This window comes from Luteibacter anthropi, assembly GCF_023699965.1.
Taxonomy (GTDB): domain Bacteria; phylum Pseudomonadota; class Gammaproteobacteria; order Xanthomonadales; family Rhodanobacteraceae; genus Luteibacter; species Luteibacter anthropi.
In genome coordinates this window covers 4,556,069-4,574,107 of record NZ_CP077072.1, presented here as the reverse complement: position 1 = coordinate 4,574,107, position 18,039 = coordinate 4,556,069, and the positions used below count along the sequence as shown (strand labels likewise).

The 18,039-nt window shown below is 65.7% G+C and carries 20 protein-coding genes; 12 read left to right on the top strand and 8 right to left on the bottom strand.

The window, feature by feature from the left end; genetic code table 11:
• The first annotated feature begins 8 nt into the window (after nucleotides 1–8).
• From KR767_RS19345 to lolD, 5 genes are all read left to right on the top strand, one after another.
• Nucleotides 9–794: a succinate dehydrogenase iron-sulfur subunit gene (locus KR767_RS19345; RefSeq protein ID WP_166949078.1), complete on the top strand. Its 786-nt coding sequence runs from the start codon at nucleotides 9–11 to the stop codon at nucleotides 792–794.
• A gap of 294 nt (nucleotides 795–1,088) precedes the next feature.
• Nucleotides 1,089–1,337: an FAD assembly factor SdhE gene (locus tag KR767_RS19340; protein ID WP_250877476.1), complete on the top strand. Its 249-nt coding sequence runs from the start codon at nucleotides 1,089–1,091 to the stop codon at nucleotides 1,335–1,337.
• Nucleotides 1,309–1,734, top strand: coding sequence for a hypothetical protein (locus tag KR767_RS19335; RefSeq protein WP_250877475.1), 426 nt, complete (start codon nucleotides 1,309–1,311; stop codon nucleotides 1,732–1,734). Before KR767_RS19340 ends, KR767_RS19335 begins: the two co-directional genes overlap by 29 nt.
• Nucleotides 1,735–1,841: 107 nt before the next feature.
• Nucleotides 1,842–3,083: a lipoprotein-releasing ABC transporter permease subunit gene (locus tag KR767_RS19330; RefSeq protein WP_166949082.1), complete on the top strand. Its 1,242-nt coding sequence runs from the start codon at nucleotides 1,842–1,844 to the stop codon at nucleotides 3,081–3,083.
• Nucleotides 3,076–3,768 (top strand): lipoprotein-releasing ABC transporter ATP-binding protein LolD, encoded by a 693-nt coding sequence (gene lolD, locus KR767_RS19325; RefSeq protein ID WP_166949084.1) that lies wholly within the window; start codon nucleotides 3,076–3,078, stop codon nucleotides 3,766–3,768. Before KR767_RS19330 ends, lolD begins: the two co-directional genes overlap by 8 nt.
• Nucleotides 3,769–3,793: 25 nt before the next feature.
• Here lolD and KR767_RS19320 read toward each other — a convergent pair whose 3' ends face one another.
• Together KR767_RS19320 and KR767_RS19315 are read right to left on the bottom strand one after the other, a co-directional pair.
• The gene (locus tag KR767_RS19320; RefSeq protein WP_166949085.1) at nucleotides 3,794–4,543 is read right to left on the bottom strand and encodes an anti-sigma factor family protein; all 750 of its coding nucleotides are present in this window, start codon (nucleotides 4,541–4,543) and stop codon (nucleotides 3,794–3,796) included.
• Nucleotides 4,540–5,055, bottom strand: a complete 516-nt coding sequence (locus KR767_RS19315) for a sigma-70 family RNA polymerase sigma factor (RefSeq protein ID WP_250877474.1) — start codon at nucleotides 5,053–5,055, stop codon at nucleotides 4,540–4,542. The genes KR767_RS19320 and KR767_RS19315 overlap by 4 nt, the downstream gene beginning before the upstream one ends.
• Before the next feature lie 132 nt (nucleotides 5,056–5,187).
• Between KR767_RS19315 and KR767_RS19310 the strand changes: the two genes are divergently transcribed.
• From KR767_RS19310 to KR767_RS19295, 4 genes are all read left to right on the top strand, one after another.
• Nucleotides 5,188–6,267, top strand: a complete 1,080-nt coding sequence (locus KR767_RS19310) for a catalase family peroxidase (RefSeq protein ID WP_250877473.1) — start codon at nucleotides 5,188–5,190, stop codon at nucleotides 6,265–6,267.
• Nucleotides 6,264–6,803 carry a cytochrome b gene (locus KR767_RS19305; RefSeq protein WP_166949090.1) on the top strand — a complete coding sequence of 180 codons (540 nt, stop codon included), beginning with the start codon at nucleotides 6,264–6,266 and terminating at the stop codon, nucleotides 6,801–6,803. The genes KR767_RS19310 and KR767_RS19305 overlap by 4 nt, the downstream gene beginning before the upstream one ends.
• Before the next feature lie 44 nt (nucleotides 6,804–6,847).
• The gene (locus tag KR767_RS19300; protein WP_250877472.1) at nucleotides 6,848–7,900 is read left to right on the top strand and encodes an aminopeptidase; all 1,053 of its coding nucleotides are present in this window, start codon (nucleotides 6,848–6,850) and stop codon (nucleotides 7,898–7,900) included.
• A 104-nt stretch (nucleotides 7,901–8,004) separates the two neighbouring features.
• Nucleotides 8,005–9,261, top strand: coding sequence for a dicarboxylate/amino acid:cation symporter (locus KR767_RS19295; protein WP_166949093.1), 1,257 nt, complete (start codon nucleotides 8,005–8,007; stop codon nucleotides 9,259–9,261).
• A 462-nt stretch (nucleotides 9,262–9,723) separates the two neighbouring features.
• On the opposite strand, the gene KR767_RS19290 is transcribed toward KR767_RS19295, so the two are convergent.
• Complete coding sequence (locus KR767_RS19290) at nucleotides 9,724–10,527, bottom strand: cytochrome c (protein ID WP_250877471.1); 804 nt, start codon at nucleotides 10,525–10,527, stop codon at nucleotides 9,724–9,726.
• A 105-nt stretch (nucleotides 10,528–10,632) separates the two neighbouring features.
• Between KR767_RS19290 and KR767_RS19285 the strand changes: the two genes are divergently transcribed.
• Nucleotides 10,633–11,016: a thioredoxin family protein gene (locus tag KR767_RS19285; RefSeq protein WP_250877470.1), complete on the top strand. Its 384-nt coding sequence runs from the start codon at nucleotides 10,633–10,635 to the stop codon at nucleotides 11,014–11,016.
• Nucleotides 11,013–12,197: a nicotinate phosphoribosyltransferase gene (gene pncB, locus KR767_RS19280; RefSeq protein WP_250877469.1), complete on the top strand. Its 1,185-nt coding sequence runs from the start codon at nucleotides 11,013–11,015 to the stop codon at nucleotides 12,195–12,197. The genes KR767_RS19285 and pncB overlap by 4 nt, the downstream gene beginning before the upstream one ends.
• 239 nt (nucleotides 12,198–12,436) lie before the next feature.
• Here the strand turns inward: pncB and KR767_RS19275 are convergent, their stop codons facing one another.
• The 3 genes from KR767_RS19275 to KR767_RS19265 all read right to left on the bottom strand — a co-directional run bounded on the left by KR767_RS19275 (nucleotide 12,437) and on the right by KR767_RS19265 (nucleotide 15,049).
• Complete coding sequence (locus KR767_RS19275; RefSeq protein ID WP_166949101.1) at nucleotides 12,437–13,246, bottom strand: MetQ/NlpA family ABC transporter substrate-binding protein; 810 nt, start codon at nucleotides 13,244–13,246, stop codon at nucleotides 12,437–12,439.
• A gap of 127 nt (nucleotides 13,247–13,373) precedes the next feature.
• A complete protein-coding gene (locus KR767_RS19270; RefSeq protein WP_166949103.1) occupies nucleotides 13,374–14,048 on the bottom strand; it encodes a methionine ABC transporter permease in 675 nt (224 codons plus the stop codon).
• On the bottom strand, nucleotides 14,045–15,049 hold the full coding sequence (locus KR767_RS19265) for a methionine ABC transporter ATP-binding protein (protein ID WP_250877468.1): 1,005 nt from the start codon (nucleotides 15,047–15,049) through the stop codon (nucleotides 14,045–14,047). The genes KR767_RS19270 and KR767_RS19265 overlap by 4 nt, the downstream gene beginning before the upstream one ends.
• Nucleotides 15,050–15,156: 107 nt before the next feature.
• On the opposite strand from KR767_RS19265, the gene KR767_RS19260 reads away from it, so the two are divergent.
• Nucleotides 15,157–15,642: a glutathione peroxidase gene (locus tag KR767_RS19260; protein WP_166949107.1), complete on the top strand. Its 486-nt coding sequence runs from the start codon at nucleotides 15,157–15,159 to the stop codon at nucleotides 15,640–15,642.
• Nucleotides 15,643–15,780: 138 nt separating this feature from the next.
• On the opposite strand, the gene dacB is transcribed toward KR767_RS19260, so the two are convergent.
• The gene (dacB, locus tag KR767_RS19255) at nucleotides 15,781–17,199 is read right to left on the bottom strand and encodes a D-alanyl-D-alanine carboxypeptidase/D-alanyl-D-alanine endopeptidase (RefSeq protein WP_250877467.1); all 1,419 of its coding nucleotides are present in this window, start codon (nucleotides 17,197–17,199) and stop codon (nucleotides 15,781–15,783) included.
• Complete coding sequence (locus KR767_RS19250) at nucleotides 17,187–17,972, bottom strand: enoyl-CoA hydratase/isomerase family protein (protein WP_250877466.1); 786 nt, start codon at nucleotides 17,970–17,972, stop codon at nucleotides 17,187–17,189. The genes dacB and KR767_RS19250 overlap by 13 nt, the downstream gene beginning before the upstream one ends.
• Nucleotides 17,973–18,039: the final 67 nt, after the last annotated feature.

The following is an 18,039-nucleotide window of genomic DNA, read 5'->3' as shown; positions in this document are numbered from 1 at the left end:
AGGCAATCGTGGCAGAGTTCACGCTACCCAAGAATTCCAAGATTACGGCCGGCAAGCATTTCCCGGCGAAGGGCGCGAAGAATACGCGCACCTTCAAGATCTACCGCTGGACGCCGGATGACGGCAAGAACCCGCGCACCGACACGTACGAGGTGGATCTCGACACGTGCGGCCCGATGGTTCTCGATGCCCTGCTGAAGATCAAGAACGAAATCGACTCGACCCTGTCGCTGCGTCGCTCGTGCCGCGAAGGTATCTGCGGCTCGTGCGCCATGAACATCCAGGGCACCAATACGCTGGCCTGCACGCGCTCCATCGAGGAGTGCGGCAGCGGCACGATCAGCATCTACCCGCTGCCGCACATGCCGGTGGTGAAGGATCTCGTGCCCGACCTGACGCACTTCTATGCGCAGTTCGCCTCGATCAAGCCATGGATCCGCACGCAGAGCCCGGCGCCCGCCGACAAGGAGCGCCTGCAGTCGCCGGAAGACCGCAAGAAGCTCGACGGTCTCTACGAGTGCATCCTCTGCGCCTGCTGCTCGACCTCGTGCCCGAGCTACTGGTGGAACGGCGACCGTTACCTCGGTCCGGCCATCCTGCTCCAGGCCTACCGCTGGATCGTGGACAGCCGCGACGAGGACACGGGCAACCGCCTGGAAGACCTCGAAGATCCGTTCAAGCTCTACCGCTGCCACACGATCATGAACTGCGCCCGCACCTGCCCGAAGGGTCTGAACCCGGCCAAGGCGATTGCGGAAATCAAGAAGCTGATCGTCCAGCGCCGCGGTGCCTGACGAGACGGGATGCCCGACATAACCCGGGCGCCTGCGTGTCATATGGGCCTCCGGCATAAACCGGGCGCCTGCGTGGCATATGGGCCTCCGGCATAACCCGGGCGCCTACGTGTCATATGGGCTTCCGGCATATCCGGGCGCCCGACGAAACATGTAGGAGCGCGCCTGCGCGCGACCGGTAGATACGATATATCCACATCCTCCGCGAGAATGTAGATCCACGTATCACCGGTCGCGCGCAGGCGCGCTCCTACAGGGAATTATCCGGGGCGCAGGTCCCTACACAGGCCTCCTATGGAAGACGCTCGCCTCAAACGCCTCCGCTGGCGCACCCGCCGCGGCACCCGCGAGCTCGACCGCCTGTTCGGCTGGTGGCTCGACGAGCGTTTCGCCCACGCAGGCGAACCGGCGCGGCTGGCATTCGATGAACTGCTCGACGTCCAGGATCCCGATCTCTGGGATTGGGTGATGGGTCATGCCCGTTCCCCACGGGACGACTGGCAGGCCATCATCGATGAGATCCGATCGCGGCATAACCTTTGATATCAGGCATTCGGCCCGCCTCGCACTGATCCTGCGGGCGATCATCCTTGTCGCATCCCTGGCTCCACTGCTTTCCGGCCTTCCGTGGCTCCTGAAGGTGTCCCTCTGCGTGGCCCTGCTGTGCCATGGCGAATATCGCGTTCGCGGTGTCCGTGACTCGCCCCTGGCGCTGCTGGAATGGGCCTCGGACGGCGCCTGGGCCGTCATCGACCGTCATGGCGAGGCATTTCCGGCCGAACTGTCGGGCTCGCGCGTGGTCGGAACCCAGGTAGCGCTTCGGCTCCGCTGGCAGGGTCGTCGCACTACGGTTTTCCTGATGGGCGACAACTCCCACGCCGAGGATCGCCGCCGCCTGCGCGTGAGGCTGGGGCAGGGTCCAAGGCCTGCCGGGGCTTGAACGGCCGGGTGTGGCGACCTTGCCGGATGCGGCCGCATCGGGCAATCTGCCGCGCGGTGCGTGCCTTTCGTGGCGGCCCTCTCCCTACAAGGTGCTTTACGACAGGTATGTTCAGACCCCTCGAACTCTTCGTTGGCCTGCGTTACACGCGAGCCAAGCGACGCAACCAGTTCATCTCCTTCATTTCCACGGTCTCGATCATCTGCATCGCCATCAGCGTCACGGCGTTGATCACGGTGATGTCGGTCATGAACGGCTTCCAGTCCGAGCTGCGCACGCGCATCCTGGGCGCGGTCTCGCACGTCACCGTGTCGGGCATCGATGAAACGGTGCAGAACTGGCAGAAGGCGGTGGATACCGCGCGCAGCATCGGCCACGTGCGCGGTGCCGCTCCCTATGTCGAGATCCAGGCCTTCCTGCAGGCGCGCCGCTCCGGCGGTGCGCTGATCCGCGGCGTGGTGCCGTCGCTGGAGCCGCAGGTGTCCGATATCGACAAGCACATGGTCGAAGGCAGCATGGGCGACCTCACCGACCATAGCTGGAACATCGTGCTGGGTCGCGAGCTGGCGCTGTCGCTGGGCGTGAACAAGGGTGACAAGGTCACCGTGGTCGTGCCGCAGTTCACCGCCACGCCGATGGGCGCCATGCCCAAGCTGCGCAGCTTCACGGTCAGCGGCCTGTTCGAACTGGGCATCCAGGAATACGACGCCAACCTGGCGCTCATCTCCATGCAGGACGCCGAACGTCTCAACGGCTTCGACGGTCCCACGGGTATCCGCCTGAAACTCGACGACCTGACCGAGGCCTTCCCGGTCGCCCAGCAGCTGGTCAACAAGCTGGGCCAGTCGTACCGCGTCGAAACCTGGATGGACACCCACGCCAACTTCTTCCGCGCGACCGAGATGGAAAAGAAGGTGATGTTCATCATCCTCTCGCTGATCGTGCTGGTGGCGGTGATCAACCTCATCTCGATGCTGATGATGCTGGTGACCGACAAGCAGGCCGACATCGCCATCCTGCGCACGCTGGGTTCCACGCCGCGCAGCATCATGGGCATGTTCATGGTGCAGGGCGTGCTCGTGGGCGTGGTGGGTATCTTCTTCGGCGTGGCGCTCGGTTGCCTGCTGTCCGCGAACCTGCCGGCCATCGTGAAGTGGGTGGAAGGCCTCACGGGGCGCCAGTTCCTCTCGCCCGACGTCTACTACATCAGCGAAGTGCCCAGCCAGCTGCTCTGGTCCGACGTGGGCTGGGTGGTGCTGGTGACCTTCCTCTTCTCGCTGCTTGCCACCCTTTACCCGGCATGGCGCGCCTCGCGCACGCAGCCCGCCCAGGCACTTCGCTATGAATGATTCCAACGACATCGTCCTGCGCGCCACCGGTGTCGCCAAGGTCTACGAAGAGGGCGACCTGCGCACGGGCGTGCTCTCCAATGTGAACTTCAGCCTGCGCCGTGGCGAAACGCTTTCCATCGTGGGTGCGTCCGGTTCGGGCAAGTCCACCTTGCTGCACATCATCGGTGGTCTCGACACGCTTACTGCGGGTTCGGTGGAAGTGAATGGCCGCGTGCTGTCCGATCTGTCAGATGCCGAGCGCGGTCGCGAGCGCAATCGTTCGCTCGGCTTCATCTATCAGTTCCATCACCTGCTGCCCGAGTTCACGGCGCTCGAAAACGTCTGCATGCCGCTGCTGATCCGCGGCGTCGCGATTTCGCAGGCGCAGAAAGAGGCCACGGCACTGCTGGAACGCGTCGGCCTTGGCAGTCGCCTGCGCCACCGTCCGGCCGAGATGTCCGGCGGCGAGCGCCAGCGTTGCGCCGTGGCGCGTGCGCTGGTGACCCGTCCGGCCTGCGTGCTCGGTGACGAGCCCACGGGCAATCTTGACGAGGCCAATGCGGCGCACGTCTACGAGCTGATGCTGGAACTCAACCGCGAGATCGGCACCAGCTTCGTACTGGTCACCCATGATTCCCGCCTGGCCGGGAAGATGGACCGCACGCTGGAATTGTCGTCCGGCGAATTGCACGAGCGACGCTGAGTCGCTCCCGGCGGGGTGACCCCGGTCAGATCGACCGGCCGGTCACCCGCTGTACGGCCGCGCGGCCGGCCGCATCGGCCAGCGCCACCACGGCGTAGTTGTGCCCGTCATGCGACCAGTAATCGGCCAGCAGGCCGTCCTGCTCGCGCTCACCGCGCTGTAGCAGGTGTCGCGCGGCACCCGGCGGACGCACATAGAAACTCACGGTATGCCCGGCGCCATCGTCGTAAAGCACCATGGCTGCCGGCCCCTGGTCCGTGGCGAACAGCCGGCCACCCATCGGGCGGAAGCCGGCGTCGGTGAGGTCCGGCAACTGCGCCGTAGGGCCTACACGACCTGCCACCCAGGCTCGCAGGTCGTTCTCGTTGCCCGTGGTGATGTCCATGCCCAGCCCGTGGTCCACCGCCAGCAGGCGGTAGGCCTGCATGGCGTCGGCCATGGGTGCAACGGCACCCCGGCCCATGCCGCGTGCCGACCAGCCTCCGATACCGCCTACCGCGAGGCAGAACACCAGTCCTGCCGCGATGGAAAGGCGTGACAGCCGGCGCTGGCGACGACGCGCACGGACCACGACCGGATCAAGCGCAGGCGAGGGCACCAGGTCGCCCGCAAGCAGGGCGCGCAGCTGCTGGGCATCCTGGCGCCATCCCTGCACCTCGGCGGCGCGCTCGGGATGGCGCGCGAGGTAACGCTCGACTTCGGCCCGCTCGGGGCCGTCGAGGTGACCGTCCACATAGGCGTGGATGTCGTGTTCGCTCGGAGGGGTCTGGGTCATTTCAGCAGTCGCAGGGATGGGGATTCGGTGGTGGTGCCCTCGCCAAGCTGGCGCAGGGCGCGGCGCGCGCGGGAAAGGCGCGACATGACGGTGCCGATGGGTACATGCAGGATATCGGCAACTTCCTGGTAACTCATGCCTTCGACGGTTACCCAGAGCAGCAGGCTGCGCTGCTCGACGGGGAGGGTGGCAAACGCGGCAAGGGTGGACTGGGCCACCGCCACGCGCTCGGCCGAAGGCCAGGTCGGTTCCTCGTCGGCCAGGGAGCCCAGGAAGCGCGCATGAAGGCTCGCCCGACGTTTTGAATCGAGGTAAATCCTGTACAAGATCGAAAACAGCCAGGCGCGCAGACTCTGCTCCTTGCGCCGGCTCGACCAGCGCGAGAGGGCCCGCTCCACGGTGGACTGGACCAGGTCGTCGGCGACGTTCGGGTCGCGGGCGAGCCACAGGGCGAAGCGCCGCAGACGCGGCAGCAGGGCGCGCAGTGCTTCGTCGATGGTCGGATCAGTCATGCCGGGGCCTCGGCCGTGGGCGGTACATGGAGGTATGACGCCTGCCACGAAGAATTATTCCCCGGGCAGGGAATAAATGTCGTGGACGTGCGTCCCACCCTGCAAGCCTCGCTGTGAGGACGGAGACAGACCATGCAAGACATCCCGTTGAGACATCGCCCACCACATCCGCTCTGGCGCTGGGCGCTGATTGGCGTTGCGGTAGCCGGATCGGCCGCTGCGTTCGGCTACGTGGGTGGCTGGCTGGCTCCCGACCGCCTCTCGCCCGATCGCCTCGTGGACTCTCTGCAGGCCAATGGCGGCGATCATCCAGGATACCGTCGCAACCACGCCAAAGGCGTTTGCGTGGCCGGGTATTTCGAATCAAGCGGTGCGCTCGTGCCGTATTCGTCGTCCCCCCTGTTCCAGCCGGGCCGTACGCCGGTGGTGGGGCGCCTGGCCATACCGGGCGGCAACCCGTACGCCCCGGACAGCTCCGCACCCATCCGCAGCTTTGCGCTGCGCTTCGACCTGGCCGATGGCGAGCAGTGGCGCACGGGCATGAACGCCATGCCGGTGTTCCCCGTGTCCACGCCCGAAGCTTTCTACGAGCTCCAGCTGGCGAGCCATCCCCAGCCGGGTACGGGCAAGCCCGACCCGGAGAAGATGAAGGCCTTCTTTGCGACCCACCCTGAAACCACGCCTTTCCTGGCGTGGGTAAAGACGGCGCATCCCTCCGCCAGCTACGCCACCGAGACCTACAACAGCCTCAATGCGTTCTACCTGCGTGACGCAGGGGGCGTCCGTCATGCGGTGCGCTGGCGGGTGCAGCCCGAGGCCGCATCCACCGGCGACGGTGGCCCGGCGGCGGGCGACACCGACTACCTCGCAAACGACCTGCGCCAGCGCCTCAAGGCCGGTCCGTTGCGATGGAGGCTGCTGATGACCTTTGCCGCCGCAGGCGATCCGGTGAACGATGCCGCCAGCGTGTGGCCGGATGGTCGCCAGGAAGTCGATGCGGGCACGGTGGTGATCGACAGCGAGCAGGCCCAGGACAGCGGCGCCTGCCGCGACGTCAATTACGATCCCACCATCCTGCCGCGAGGCATCGAAGTCTCGGACGACCCCCTGCTGGCCGCGCGATCCGCGGCATACGCGGAGTCCTACCTCAGACGAACGTCAGAGGAGGGCCACCTGCCGGGCACGGCAGCCCCGAAGGAGGCTGCGCGATGAACGGCCAGCCGATGTTCCACCCGTTTGCTCGAGTGATTCATTGGCTGATGGCCGCCATGATCCTGGCCATGCTCTTCATCGGGGCAGGGATGGTCAGCACGGTGTCGGAGAAGCACCAATGGCTCGTGGGCATCCACAAGCCACTGGGCATCGCCGTCTTCGTGCTGGCCCTGGTCAGGCTCGGGTTCCGCCTCACCCATCCGGCGCCGCCGCTGCCGGCCGATCTGCCGCTGTGGCAGAAACTGGCTGCTCACGCCTCCCACTGGCTGCTCTACGCCTTGATGCTTGCCATGCCGCTGATCGGCTGGGGCATGCTTTCGGCGGGCGGCTATCCGGTAACGCTGGGTGCGGGCCTGCAACTGCCGGCGATCCTGCCTGCCGATGCGACGCTGTTCGCCTGGTTACGTGAATCGCACCGCTATCTCGCGTGGCTGTTCTTCCTCACCTTCCTGGCCCATATGGGCGCAGCCCTCATGCACGGGCTGATTCGCCGGGATGGCGTGCTGCGAAGCATGACGGGCGGCGGTCGCGACTGACCTTGCGGGGCGACAAGGCGGTGTGTGCCCGGCACAATGCCGGGATGCGCATTGCCTTCGTCGCCCTTGTTTCCCTGCTGGCCGGATGCCGCTCGCTCGGCTATTACGCGCACGTGGCGAACGGGCAGGCATCGTTGATCATGCATCGCCGCGCCATCGATGCCGTGGTGACCGATCCGAAGACCCCTGAAACCACGCGCCGGCGGCTGGAGCTGGCACGCGAGGCGCGCCGCTTTGCATCCGCGCATCTCGACCTGCCAGACAACCGCAGCTACACCTACTACGTGGCGCTCGACCGCCCCTGGGTGGCCTGGAACGTCTTCGCCACGCCCGAACTTTCCGTGGCACCGGTGACGCACTGCTTTCCCATCGCAGGATGCGTGGCGTATCGCGGCTATTTCCGCAAGGAACTGGCCGACCGCGAGGCGACCCGCGAAGCCGGAATGGGTCACGACGTGACGGTCGGCGAGGTACCGGCGTATTCGACGCTGGGCTGGTTCGCCGACCCCGTGCTGAGCAGCATGCTCCGCTGGGACGACGACACGCTTGCCGGCACCATCTTCCATGAGCTGGCCCACCAGAAGATCTACGTGAAGAACGACTCATCGTTCAACGAGTCGTATGCCAACTTCGTGGAAGATGAAGGCGTGCGCGAGTGGCGTGCTGCGAAAGGATTACCTGCGCCGGACGACAAGGGCGAGGCGCTGGATCGCGAATTCACCACCCAGGTGCTCGCCCTGCGCGACCGCCTGAAAGTCATCTACGAAGGGCAGGGCAGCGATGCCGGCAAGCGGTTGGCCAAGGCGGAGGAGTTCGAGGATTTCCGCGGACGTTACCTCGCCTGGCGCGATGGCGAGGCTGGTGGCGACCGTCGCTACGACCGCTGGATGTCGCGCCCGCTGAACAATGCACGCCTGCTGCCCTTTGGCCTCTATGACACCTGGAAGCCGTCCTTCGCCAGGCTTTTTGCGGAAGCAGGGCGCGACTGGCCTGTGTTCTTTGCCGCGGTACGGCGTCTGGCCGACCTTCCACCCGCGGAGCGGACCCGGGAGCTGGAGCGACTCCGCGGCAAGGTTCCGCCGGAAGTCAAGGGTTAACCGGTCGTCGGCGTTCGCACAGGGAAACACAGCGTTCGGAGCGACCCGTTTCCCGAACGGGCAAGCGTTGTATGGTGAACCATTGCATCGGCGAGGTTCATGCCATGTCCCTGGTTCAATCGTGGCTGCGAGTGCGCTTCTGGAAGCGCGTCGCAGCCGGTTTCGTGCTCGGCGCGCTGGCCGGGTGGCTGCTGGGTCCGCAGGCCGCCACGTGGTTCGGCCCGCTCGGCACGCTCTACGTCACCCTGATCAAGATGATCGCGGTGCCGCTGGTGTTTTTTGCCGTGCTGCACAGTGTTTCCAGCCTGCACGGCGTCAAGGACGTCGCGGCGCTGGGCTCGCGTACCTTCCTGTGGTTCGCCACCACGGCCACCCTCGCGGTGCTGGTGGGTTTGCTGGTGGCGCATGTCACCCAGCCGGGGCTGGGCGTGGAAGGCCTCACTGCACCCGTGGACTGGAAACCGCGCGAGGTGCCCGAGCCGGTGAAGGTGTTGCTTGATATCGTGCCCGCCAATCCGTTCAAGGCGCTGTCCGAAGGCAAGATCCTCCAGGTGATTTTCTTCGCCGGCCTGCTGGGACTGGCGCTGGTGAAGATCGGTGAGAAATCCGCACGGCTGCGCGAACTCGCCAACGAAGCGAACGACGGCATGATCCAGGTCACCCGTTTCGTGCTTGAAGTCACCCCGCTGGGTACGTTCGGCCTGATCGCCGCGCTGGTAGGCAGCTATGGCTTCGAGAAGCTGTTGCCGCTGGCGTCGTTCGTCGGTGCGCTTTATCTCGCCTGCGCCTTGCAGATCGTAGTCGTCTACGGCGGCCTGCTGCTGTCGCATGGCCTTAACCCGTGGAAGTTCTTCCGTGCGGCGTTTCCTGCCATGCAGGTGGCTTTCACTTCGTCATCGAGCTTCGCCGCCATGCCCATCGCGCTGCGCAGCGTAGTGCGCAATCTCGGCGTGAAGGAGGAATACGCCGCCTTCGCCGTACCGCTGGGCGCGAGCATCAAGATGGACGGTTGTGGCGCCATTTACCCGGCGATTTCCGCGGTATTCGTGGCGCAGTATTTCCACGTCGACCTGCAGCCGGCGCAATACCTGATCATCCTGCTGGCATCGGTGCTGGGTTCGTTCGGCACTGCCGGCGTGCCCGGCACGGCCACGGTCATGGTGACCCTGGTACTCAGCTCGGCGGGGCTGCCGCTGGAAGGCATCGGTTACCTGGTGGCGATCGATCGCATTCTCGACATGATGCGCACCATGACCAACGTCACCGGCCAGATGGTGGTACCCGTGCTGGTCGCACGCGAGCGCGGCATCCTCGACATGTCAATCTACAACCGCGCCTCCAGCGAACTAGCCACCGTGTAGGAGCGCGCCTGCGCGCGACCGGCATGGCCTCTGCGTTCGGGGCCGGGGTGTGCGTCTGCCGACGCGGTCGCGCGCGAGGCGTGCTCCTACAAATCACGGCCATCGGTGCCCGTCACCGTGTAGGAGCGCGCCTGCGCGCGACCGGCATGGCCTCTGCGTTCGGGGCCGGGGCGTGCGTCTGTCGACGCGGTCGCGCGCGAGGCGCGCTCCTACAAATCACGGCCATGGGCGCCCGTCACCGTGTAGGAGCGCGCCTGCGCGCGACCGGCATGGCCTCTGCGGCCGGGGCCGGGTTGTGCGTCTACCGACGCGGTCGCGCGCGAGGCGCGCTCCTACAAATCACGGCCATCGGTGCCCGTCACCGTGTAGGAGCGCGCCTGCGCGCGACCGGCATGGCCTCTGCGTTCGGGGCCCAGGTGTGCGTCTGCCGACGCGGTCGCGCGTGGGGTGCGCCCCTGCAGGTTACGGTTTTGGCTTGTGGGTGGACATGTGTTTCAGGTAGGCCACGAGGTCGTCCAGATCGGCGTCGGACAGCACCTCCGGGCGGAAGGCTGGCATTTTCGCTTGTGGCCAGTGGCGCAGATCCTGCGGATTACGGATCAGCTTGCGCAGGTAGCCTGCCTGGAGGTATTCGGTGGGGCTGTAGGGGATATTGAGGTCCGGGCCGAGCTTCGCATCGCCCTGGCCATTGAGCGTGTGGCAGGTGATGCAGTTGCGCTGGAACACGGCGAAACCGTGCTTCACCTTCGTACTGGCATTCGCTGCCGGATTCATCGCAGGAAAACGCTCAGCCGGCCCGGGCATCACCTTCACCGAGGCGATCTGGTATGGCCACTGTTCCGGTCCGATATTGCCGGCCTCCGGATGCAGCCAGACGAGGTAGAACGGCCCGGCGCCGTGATCCTTGCCCTGTAGTTGCGGCCAGTGCGCGTCATCCGGTTCCACGGCCAGCCACGCCTCGGCGCCATGCCCATCCAGGATCAGCGCAGCGGGGATATCGGCGGCAAAGCCATCCTCCGCGACGAACTGGAGGTTGGCATCGACAGGCGTGCCTTCCAGCAAGGCCTTCATCGGCACGGCGCGATAGGTGCGGTCGTCGTGGTAGGAGACATCGCCCGTGACGCGGATATCGCGGGCATCGGCGCGCTTGAGCAGCTGGGCGGTGGTCAACGGCTTCGCGCCGTGGCCGGTGTCTACGGTGAGGGTGCCGGCGTGAGCCATGCCGGCAGCACACAAGGCGAGCAAAAGAGCAGTCAGGGCGCGCATTTCACGGTTCCTTCGTTGGCTGGCGGGTGACGATATGTCGCGTTACCCTCGATTATCTTCCCGGCGTCCCCATGTGGGAATGCCGACACGTTCACGGATTCCGTCATGGCCGATACCACCGTTCCCGAGTTCTTCGAGCGCTTCGTGATGCCCCGCATCGCCAGCGCCGGGCTCGATGCCGATCTCGCGGCCGACGACAACCGCCTCGTCATCCTGTTCTTGTGGGGGCGCGATTGCCCCAACTGCGACATCGCCAAGCGACAGATCCTGCTCACACCGGAGCGCTTCCAGTGGCCCGAAGTGCGCTGGCTCAGCGACAACGTCTACGACGATCCGGCCATGGCGACCCGCTTCGGGTTGCACGGCATTCCTGCCTTCTTCGTGTTTCATCGGGGCAGGAAGCTCGGCAAGATCACCCCATGGCCGGGCACGGAACGCTTCGTCGAGGCCGTGGAAAAACAGATCCAGCTCACCGGCGCCAGCGCATGATTATCCAGTCGCTGCTCGACACCGACTTGTACAAATTCACCATGATGCAGGTGGTATTGCATCAGTACCCAGCGGCGCAGGTGGAATACCGTTTCCGTTGCCGCACGCCGGGCGTGGATCTCGCACCACTGGTGGGCCGCATCCGCGAAGAGCTGGATCATCTGTGTTCGCTGCGTTTCGCGGACGATGAGCTGGCATATCTGCGCAGTCTGCGATTCATCGACAGTGACTTCGTGGATTTCCTGGGCCTGTTCCATCTCAACGCCAAGTACGTCACGGTGAAGCCCTCGGACGATGCGGCGGGGGAGATCGAGATCATCATCTCGGGGCCCTGGCTGCATACCATCATGTTCGAAGTGCCGCTGCTGGCCATCGTCAACGAGCTGTACTTCCGCAGCGTGCATCCGGATCTTTCCATGGACGAGGGCAGGGCACGGCTACGCGCGAAGATTGCACTACTTCGCGATACCCCGGGGTTCGGGAAGGTGCGTATCGCAGATTACGGCACGCGCAGGCGTTTCTCCCGTGCATGGCACGAGGAGGCACTGGGCATCATGGCCTCGGAGTGGGGCACGCAACTGGCGGGCACGAGCAACGTGTGGTTCGCGATGCGCAAGGGCCTGGTGCCTATCGGCAGCATGGCACATGAATACCTTCAGGCGTTCCAGTCGCTGGGACCGCGCCTGCGTGATTCGCAGACGGCGGCATTGGAGGCATGGGCGCGCGAGTATCGAGGTGACCTGGGCATTGCCCTGTCGGATGTCTATGGCCTGGATGCTTTCCTGCGCGACTTCGATATGTACTTCTGCAAGCTTTTCGACGGCGCCCGCCACGATTCCGGCGACCCGTTCACCTGGGGTGACCGGGTGCTGGCGCATTACGAGACCAACAGGGTCGATCCGCGCACCAAGACGCTCGTATTCAGTGACGGCCTCACCATCCCGAGGGTGATGGAGCTGTACAAACACTTCGAGGGCCGCTGCAACCTGTCGTTTGGCGTAGGCACGAACCTCACCAACGACGTGGGGCCGGATGCGCTGAACATCGTGATCAAGATGCCCCGCTGCAATGGCCAGCCGGTGGCGAAGCTGTCGGATTCACCGGGAAAGAGCATGTGCGACGATCCCGAGTACATCGCTTACCTGCGTCGCGTCTTCGACCTGCCTGCCTCACACGTGTAGGAGCGCGCCTTGCGCGCAACCGGGGTGGCGAAAACATTTCGGTGTTTCCGCAGAACCGGTCGCGCGCAAGCACGCTCCTACAGGGTGACGCCTCTCCAATGTCGCCCAATACACATGTAGGAGCGCGCCTGCGCGCGACCGGCACGGCGGTGACATTTCTGTGTTTTCGCCACCCCGGTTGCGCGCGAGGCGCGCTCCTACAGGGTGGGGCGTGGCCGATGCGATCGGCCATGGGTGCATCAGAAGGCCGGTAGCACGGCTCCGCCGTAGTTCTTCTCGATGAACGCCTTCACCTCGGGCGAAGTGAGCGCCTTGGCCAGCTTCTGGATGCGCGGATCGTCCTTGTTGTCGGCGCGCGTCACGAGGAAGTTCACGTACGGCGAATCCTTGTCCTCGATCAGCAGCGCATCCTTCACCGGATTGAGCTTGGCGGCCAGCGCATAGTTGGTGTTGATGAGCGCCAGATCCACCTCGCCGAGAACGCGCGGCAGCATGGCGGCTTCCAGTTCGCGGAACTTGAGGTTCTTCGGGTTGCTGGCCACATCCTTCAGCGTGGCAAGCCGATCGTTCGGGTTCTTCAGCGTGATCAACCCGTGTTTCGCAAGCAGCAGCAGTGCGCGGCTGTTGTTGCTGGGATCGTTCGGGATCACGACGTCGGCGCCATCGGGCAGCTGGTCGATCGAGGTGTATTTGCGCGAATACGCACCGAACGGCTCGATATGCACGCCCACCACCTTCACCAGATGGGTGCCGCGCTCCTTGTTGAAGGCGTCGAGGTAAGGTTCGGTCTGGAAGAAGTTCGCATCGATCTGCTTCTGGTCCACCTGCATGTTCGGCTGCACGTAGTCCGTGAACACCTTGATCTCCAGGTCCACCCCTTCCTTGGCAAGCAGGGGCTTGATCTCCTTGAGGATCTCGGCGTGCGGCACCGGCGTGGCCGCCACGGTGAGCGTGGCCACGGCGTCGGACTTGCCAGCGTCACCGCCGCCCGAACAGCCCGCCAGCAGCAGGGCGAGGGTGGCGGCAAGGGGCAGGAGAAGCTTCTTCATGGGACGTCCGTGGCGAATGTTGCGGTGCGCCAGCATAGACGTCCATACCGCCGGATGCAAAAAGCCAGCGCGCATGCAGGAGCGCGCCTCGCGCGCGACCGGGTCCGCGAAATCTCCGAGGGGCGCCTCAGCGCCGGCTGTACCGCGCCACCAGCCGATCCCCCAGCATCTGCAACACCTGCACCAGCACGATCAGCAGCGCCACGGTGACCAGCATGTAATCCGGCTTGTAGCCGTTGTAACCGTACTGGTAGGCCAGTGCGCCCAGGCCGCCGGCCCCTACGATGCCACCCATGGCGGTATACCCGACCAGGGCCACGGCCGTGACCGTGGTGGCGGCGATGAGGCCCGGACGGGCCTCGGGCAGCAGCACGCGGGTGACGATCTGGCCCGTGGTGGCACCCATCGCCTGGCTCGCCTCGATCACGCCGCGATCCACTTCGCGCAGCGCGGTTTCCACCAGGCGGGCGAAGAACGGCGCCGCGCCGATCACCAGCGGCACGATGGCGCCACGGATGCCGATGCTGACGCCGGTGATCGCCTGGGTGACCGGGATCAGCAGGATCATCAGGATGATGAAGGGAATGGAGCGCAGCACGTTCACCACCAGCGACAGCACGCCATAGAGCTTCGGTTGCGCGTGCAGCTGGCCGCGTGCCGTGAGGAACAGCCAGATGCCCAGGGGCAGGCCGAGCACCAGGGTGAACAGCAGCGAGCCGCCGAGCATCAGCAGGGTGTCGAGGCAGGCGCGGGCGATTTCCGGCCAGTCGATGTTGGGGAACAGGGTCTGCATGAGGTTCATCGGGCCACTTCCTCGATATCGACGCCGGCGCTGCGGATCTGGATGAGTGCGTCTTCCAGGCGTTCGCCATTCATCGCCAGGGTGAGCTGGCCGTAGGGCGTGTCCTTGATGCGATCGATGCGACCGGACAGCAGGTTGTATTCGATGCCGGTATCACGCACGACGCGGGACAGCAGCGGGGAATAGGTGGCGTCGCCACGGAACGACAGCCGGAACAGCCGTCCTGGCACGCCCGGATAGTCGGGGCCGCTGCCTTCGCGGTGGTCCGCCTCGGCGACGAAGCGGCGGGTAGTGGGATGCTGGGGATGCAGGAACACATCGGCTACCGTGCCCATCTCGACGACATGACCGGCATCGAGCACCGCCACTCGGTCGCAGACGCGGCGGATCACGTCCATCTCGTGAGTGATGAGCACGATGGTGAGACCCAGCCGGCGGTTGATGTCGGCCAGCAGTTCCAGCACCGAGGCCGTGGTCTGCGGATCGAGCGCGCTGGTGGCCTCGTCGCAGAGGAGAATGGACGGCCGGCTGGCGAGTGCGCGCGCGATGCCGACGCGCTGCTTCTGGCCGCCGGACAACTGTGCCGGATACTTGCGTGCATGCGCGGAGAGGCCGACCAGGGCCAGCAGTTCATCCACCCGGCGCGCGATCTCGTCTTCGCCGATGCCGCCCTGGATGCGCAACGGGAAGGCGACGTTGTCGGCCACCGTGCGCGAGGACAGCAGGTTGAAATGCTGGAAGATCATGCCGATGCCCGCGCGCAGGCGGCGCAGTTCGGCACCCTCGGCGTGGGTGACGTCACGACCGTCGATCAGCACCTGGCCCGAGGTGGGCCGCTCCAGCAGGTTGATCAGGCGAAGCATGGTCGACTTGCCGGCGCCCGAATGGCCGATGATGCCGAACACCTCGCCCTTGGTGATTTCCAGGTCGACGGGATGCAGCGCGGGAATGGGGGTTCCATCCACGCGGTAGGACTTGGAGGCGGCGGCGAAGCGGATCACGGTTCGGGTCTTTTGGCCGGAAAGGCGTCCATGGTAGCCGAAGCCGGTCCAAGGACGGCGGCGCGCGGCGTAGACTGTTGGCTATTCCATGGATAACGAGGACCGGCATGACCACCATCTACGACTTCTCCGCCCGCGACATCGACGGCAACGAACGCTCGCTGGCCGAATGGAAGGGCAAGGTGCTGCTGGTGGTCAACGTGGCCTCGAAGTGCGGCTTCACGCCCCAGTACAAGGGACTGGAAGAACTCCAGCGCCACTACGCGGCGCAGGGCTTCGACGTGCTTGGCTTTCCCTGCGACCAGTTCGGCCACCAGGAGCCTGGCGACGAGGCGGAGATCCGCAATTTCTGTTCGCTCACCTATGACGTGAGCTTCCCGATGTTCGCCAAGATCGAGGTCAACGGCGAGCACGCGCACCCGCTGTACCGCTGGCTGAAGACCAGCAAGAAGGGGTTGCTCGGCACCGAGGGGATCAAGTGGAATTTCACCAAGTTCCTGGTGAATCGCGATGGTGAAGTGGTGGAGCGTTATGCGCCGACCGATACGCCGGAGAAGATCGGGAAGGATCTGCCGGAGTGGTTGAAGCCTTGATGGTGTCGGGGCGTTGCTTTGTTGGCCGGTCGCGTACGTACAGGTAAACGGGGCTTGGCCGGTCGCGCGCGAGGCGCGCTCCTACAAGGCACGGGTTACCTGTAGGAGCGCGCCTTGCGCGCGACCAGCCTGCATGAATCAAAGCCGCCCCTGCGCCTGCGCCAGCATCACCGCAATGGCATCCACCTCCGCCGACACCGGCAGCGCGCCATCACCCGGCCGGTAATTGTTGAGGATGATGGCAAACGCCAGCTTCTGGCCGCTGCGGGTGGTGACATAGCCCGCCAGCGCGTTCACGAAACTCATGCTGCCCGTCTTGGCCTGCAGGTTGCCCATGGCCGCCGTGTCGCGCATGCGGTTGGCCAGGGTGCCGTCCACGCCGGCCACGGGTAGCAGACCGCGCCACAAGGCAGACAAAGGCGAAGCGTCCATCAGCGTCAACAGGCGCACCAGTGAGCCCGCCGTGGTCAGGTCATGCCGGGACAAACCCGTGCCCTCCACGAGCATCGTCGACGACGGCGCAATACCGCGTGTTTCGAGCCATGCGGACAGCGCTTTCGCCGCACGGTCTTCGGCACGGGGCAGCGCCGGATCAGGTGATGCAAGGCCCGTAAGCAGGAAAACGCTTTGCAGATACAGGTTCTGCGATCGCTTCAGGCCGGTACGGAGAATGTCCGCCATGCCAGGTGACGGAAACGATGCCAGCACGTTGCCCGACGGTGGCGGCACGGGCCAGCGCAGGCTGCGTGCCTCGCCATCGACACGTACACCCTGACGCTCCAGCGCCGCCTGGAGCCGGCGGGCCGCCGTGAGGGCGGGATCGGGCAGCGAGAGCGCCAGTCGCCGGGCTGGCGCACCCTGTGTCACGCCACCCAGGACATGCACGGCGGCACTGCCGGGCTCGCGGTAGACCTGCAAGGTATCCGCCGGCTGCCCGGCCAGCGCGATGGCGGCATCGGCAGGCGTTACGCGTACGCCCTGCGCCGAGATATCCGCAACCATCGTGTTCTCGTCGATGTCGAGCGCGGCCGTCGAGGCGCCGAAATAGGCCTGGAGATCGTCCACCTCCCAGCCGCTGCCATGCGATGGCCCCGTGAACGCCGTATCGTCGCCCACGATGCCGCCGTCGATGCGCCGGATGCCCTGGGTAAGCATCTGCGCGGCAAGCGTATCGGCCCAGTCGGTGCCGCTCAGCGTCGGATCGCCGCGTCCGCGCAGGATCAGCGGCCCATGCAGACGCCCTCGCGACACCTCGCCACCGGCCAGCACATCGGTATGCGTGCGGCCTTCGGGCCCCAGCCGGTCAAGCGCAAAGGCGGCCGTATAGAGTTTCGCGGTGGAGGCAGGCAACAACAGGCGCCCCGCGTCGTGCTCATACACCGTGTGACCGTCGTCCAGCGAGACCACGTCGATACCCCACGATGCCCCGGCAAAACGTGGCTGGGCCAGCTGGGTATCGATCTGCTCCTTCAGTGTCGCCGCGTGAACGGGCAGGGCGCAGCACAGGGCCAGCAGCAGGACGCCGCCGGCACGGGCGCGCCGGCTCAGCGCAGCCATGTGGGCTGGGCCTTGTCGAGGAAGGCCGAGAGCCCGTCCTGGCCCTCGGCAGACACGCGCAGCCGGGCGATCAGCGCGGCGTTGTCCGCGTCGATGGATTCCATGCCGGCCTCGGTCATGCCGCCCATGCCCAGCGCAAGGCGCTTGGCTTCGGCCTGGGCCACCGGACCGCCCTTGCCGAGCAGTGCGACGAGCCGGTCCACGGCACCATCGAGCTCATCGGCGGGCACGGTTTCGTGGACCAGTCCGATGGCCAGCGCCTGCGCAGCGGCGAAGATCTCGCCCGTGATGAACAAGCGGCGGGCCTGGCGCAGGCCGATGGCGCCGATCACATACGGCGAGATGACGGCCGGCACGAGGCCCAGCTTCACTTCGGAAAGGGCGAACTTCGCGCCTTCGGCGGCGATGGCGATGTCGCAGCAGGCCACGAGCCCCACGCCACCGCCGAAAGCCGCGCCATTGACGCGGGCGATGGTGGGCTTGGAAAGGAATTGCAGGCGGCGCATCAGTCGCGCCAGGCGCTGCGAATCCGCGCGGTTGTCGTCCTCGCTGGCCTGCGCCATGCCGCGCATCCAGTTCAGGTCTGCACCGGCGGAAAAACTTGCGCCAGCACCGGTCAGCACCACGGCACGCACGTCCGGATCGCGGTCCAGTTCGTCGATGGCGGCCGTGAGATCGGCGATGAGCGCGTCGTCGAAGGCGTTGTGAACCTCCGGGCGGTTCATCGTGAGGCGGGCGACGTGGCCCGAACGGCTCAGCTCCACTGCGGACATGCGACGAACTCCATCAGGCGAAACACCCGATGATAATGGGTTGTCGGCGAAGGGCGATTCAGCCCGG